Below are 989 nucleotides of genomic sequence, written 5' to 3'. Positions count from 1 at the left end.
GCCGCGAGCACCGCCCACGCCGGTCCGGGCGTCGCGCCCGCCTGCAGGAGCGTCACGGCCGTCGCGCCCTGGAGCAGCTGCCACGTCGCCACCGGACCGCGCGCACGCACCGATCCGCGCCAGAACGAGCGCGCCGCGGCCGCCAGCCCGGCCGCCACCACGAGCGCGAACACGACGACGAACGCGGCGACCGCCGGACGCTCACCGCGCACCGCGGCCCCGATCCCGAGGACCCCCGCGGCGGCCACCGCGACGGCCTCGAGGCAGAGCACCGCGACGAGGAGGACTCGGGTCACCGGACGACGGGGCGCCGGAACCCGAGCGGACCCTCCCGGCGCGGTCCCGGAAGGCCGCGCCCGGTTCCTCCCGATCATCGTCGCTGCGTCCGCCCCGGACTCGTCGTCGTCTGCTCTGGCGTCGGTGGGCACGGTCCGAGCGTAGGTGCCCAGAGCCCACCATTCCGGACGAGTTCCCACGTCACAGCGTCGAAACGGTGTGACCAACACCTCATCGTGATGCGGATGAAACCTTCTCGTTACCCCTTGTGCACCCGACCCTGCCGTGTGAGGCTTGATCTCAGTCATAGGACGTTCTGCACCACCCCCACCAGAGCCACCGCCCCTTCGGGGGCCTGCTCGTTGTGTGCCCGAGGAGATCGCATGGATTGGCGCCACCGCGCTGCATGTCTGGACGAGGACCCGGAGCTCTTCTTCCCGATCGGCAACACCGGCCCCGCGCTGCAGCAGATCGACGAGGCCAAGGCCGTCTGCCGCCGTTGCCCCGTCATCGACACGTGCCTGAAGTGGGCGCTCGAGTCCGGCCAGGACGCGGGCGTCTGGGGCGGCCTGTCCGAGGACGAGCGCCGCGCCCTCAAGCGCCGCACCGCGCGCGCCCGCCGCGCCGGCTGACCGCAGCCTCACCACCGCGCCGCCCCCGGCGCGGCCCGACGACCCCGGCACCGCCCACGGCGGCCGGGGTCGGGGGGGGGG

The 989-nt window shown here is 74.3% G+C and carries 2 protein-coding genes; one reads left to right on the top strand and one right to left on the bottom strand.

Features of this window, described 5'->3' with window-relative positions; genetic code table 11:
- The coding region (locus ICW40_RS19355) for a hypothetical protein (protein WP_221655616.1) at positions 1-296 on the bottom strand (296 nt) is incomplete at its 3' end.
- Between the two features lie 363 nt (positions 297-659).
- Here ICW40_RS19355 and ICW40_RS19350 point away from each other — a divergent pair.
- Positions 660-908 carry a WhiB family transcriptional regulator gene (locus ICW40_RS19350; RefSeq protein WP_182111789.1) on the top strand — a complete coding sequence of 83 codons (249 nt, stop codon included), beginning with the start codon at positions 660-662 and terminating at the stop codon, positions 906-908.
- Positions 909-989: the final 81 nt, after the last annotated feature.

The organism is Actinotalea ferrariae (assembly GCF_019733465.1).
Taxonomy (GTDB): Bacteria; Actinomycetota; Actinomycetes; order Actinomycetales; family Cellulomonadaceae; genus Actinotalea; species Actinotalea ferrariae_A.
Note: the sequence above shows the minus strand (reverse complement) of the source record. Positions and strands in the feature narration are given on the sequence as shown.